At 54.8% G+C, this 2,297-nt stretch carries 3 protein-coding genes; 2 read left to right on the top strand and 1 reads right to left on the bottom strand.

Annotated features, from left to right (window positions below; genetic code table 11):
* Positions 1–286: 286 nt before the first annotated feature.
* Entirely contained in the window at positions 287–1,069 is a 783-nt protein-coding gene (gene lgt, locus CSQ89_RS21130; protein WP_099407936.1) for a prolipoprotein diacylglyceryl transferase, read from the bottom strand.
* A gap of 259 nt (positions 1,070–1,328) precedes the next feature.
* Here lgt and CSQ89_RS23585 point away from each other — a divergent pair, with 259 nt between their 5' ends.
* Positions 1,329–1,850: a LysR family transcriptional regulator gene (locus CSQ89_RS23585; RefSeq protein WP_255408669.1), complete on the top strand. Its 522-nt coding sequence runs from the start codon at positions 1,329–1,331 to the stop codon at positions 1,848–1,850.
* The gene (locus CSQ89_RS23580; RefSeq protein ID WP_255408668.1) at positions 1,825–2,133 is read left to right on the top strand and encodes a LysR substrate-binding domain-containing protein; all 309 of its coding nucleotides are present in this window, start codon (positions 1,825–1,827) and stop codon (positions 2,131–2,133) included. The genes CSQ89_RS23585 and CSQ89_RS23580 overlap by 26 nt, the downstream gene beginning before the upstream one ends.
* Positions 2,134–2,297: the final 164 nt, after the last annotated feature.

Here is a 2,297-nt window from a genome sequence, read left to right as displayed (position 1 = left end):
AACCGCCGGATTTACGCCGCCTTGCCTTGATCACGAGAGCTTCGCGGAGTCATGCCCGCTCGCCCTGCTCGGCAGCGCCTTCTATCCGGTTCTTGTCCATCGGCTCGCGGTTTACGATCCACGCTTCATTCCCACGCTCGGTCGCCCTCACGCAGTTGCGCTTCACTTCGTTCGTTGTGATCAACTTACGGCGGGACTTCCACCCGCAGGAGTGCGCCCATGCTGGGCGCACATAACAAAACGGCACCCACTTGGGTGCCGTTTTGTTAGCGCGCTACCTAGCTGATTATTTTCTACTGAACCTCACCCACAACCAAGCGCCAAGCACAATCATTGGCAGACTCAACCACTGGCCCATACTAAAACCAAGCGCCAAAAAGCCGAGGAAGTTATCAGGCTCACGCGCGAATTCAGCCACGAAACGACACAGGCCATAACCAAATAAGAACAAGGCGGAAACCTGCCCAGTACGGCGTGGCTTAGCGGAATAGATCCATAGCACGGCAAACAGCAGCAAACCTTCCAAGGCAAACTGGTAAAGCTGCGAAGGATGGCGGGGGAGCTGGTCAACCAACGGGAAGACCATTGCCCATGGCGCATCAGCACTGGTCACCCGTCCCCAAAGTTCGCCATTAATAAAGTTACCCAAGCGCCCGGCCGCCAAGCCCAGAGGCACCAACGGCGCGATGAAATCGGTAACCTGGAAAAAGGTTCGGCCAGTCTTGCGCCCAAATAGCCACATCGCCACCAGCACACCAAGGAAACCACCATGGAATGCCATACCACCTTCCCATATCTTGAAGATATCAAGCGGCTGGGCAAGGTAGACCATGGGTTTGTAAAAAAGCACATAACCTAAGCGGCCCCCCAGGATCACGCCCAATACACCGTAAAAGAGCAGGTCATCCAACTGCTGGGTATTCCAGCCGCTTTGCGGGTTGCGGCGAATACGATAGTGGCCCAGTACGAGAAAACAGACGAAGCCAACCAAGTACATCAGCCCGTACCAGCGGATGGACAGGGGGCCGAGGTGAAGGGCTACCGGGTCGATATGAGGGTGGGTCAGCATCAGCGGCTCAAGGGCGGGTCGAAAGAGGACAGCATTATAACGGTGCATGAGGATGGCAGTTAGAACCTGTTCACCGCCTTACTTGTAGAAGTTCAGACTTGATCTGACAGTTGCCCGTTTTGACGGTGCCCGATTGTCAGATCAGTTCAGGTCTTCTACTTTCTCCTTCCACAGTGATTTACCATCGTTCAACGTCTGTAGCGGTGTTCGCCCGCAGCACATCTTCCCTTGGTGAGTGCGCTTCTCATTGTAGTAAGCCATGCAAGTCTTCGTACGCGTCGTGGAAAGTGGCGGATTTACACGTGCAGCCAACCTCTTACAGCTACCCTGCGCCAGCGTATCGATGGCGGTACAACAACTGGAAGCTCAACTCAGCGTGCGGCTGCTCCATCGCACCAAACGGAAAGTGCAGCCTACCCAGGACGGCAATGCCTACTTCGAGCGCTGCCAGCAAATCCTGGCCGATATCGAAGAAACCGACGCCCTGTTCCAATCAAGCAGCATCAACCCAACCGGCAAGCTGAAGGTAGATGTTCCTGGCCGTATCGGCAGGTTGTTCATCGCCCCCGCCCTACCCGACTTCTTCGCCCAGTACCCTGATATTCAACTGGAACTAGGGGTAAGCGACCGCCCTATCGACTTAATCCAGGAAGGAGTCGACTGTGTGCTACGCGTAGGCGAATTGAATGACTCCCGCCTGGTGGGCAGACGGATCGGCATATTGACTCAAGGGAACTACGCCAGCCAGTTGCCGAATGATTGGATGGGAATATGTAGATAATGGCCAGCTCAAGAGCCTTGCCATTCCCAGCCGCATAGCGGCCAACCATGCTGAAACCTATATTGCTTGCGGCATCGCAGGCTTAGGATTAATTCAAGTACCGAGATACGATATTGCGGCACAGGTTGCTAACGGAGAGTTAGTCGAGGTACTACCCAACTGGCAACCACCAGCTATGCCGATCACGGCGCTATACCCCCATCGACGCCATTTATCTCGACGGGTGCAAGCCTATGTTGAATGGAATGCCAATCTACTGAAACACCCACTCGCCCAAGTGTAGGTTTGAGTACCAAAATGAAAAATGCGGGAATAATCTCCGTAAATACCCGGCGGGCAGCATCTACCCACGGAAGGCGCTTCTGGTTTATGGCGTGCGCCGTGCTTCGATGAAACGATGGAGCAGTTCGTAGGCCACGCGCCACTGATGCCCATCAACCCGCAGTG

Origin of the sequence: Chitinimonas sp. BJB300 (genome assembly GCF_002735695.1) — a bacterium.
Lineage (GTDB): Bacteria > Pseudomonadota > Gammaproteobacteria > Burkholderiales > Chitinimonadaceae > Chitinimonas.
This window is presented reverse-complemented; position numbering and strand designations above follow the sequence as displayed.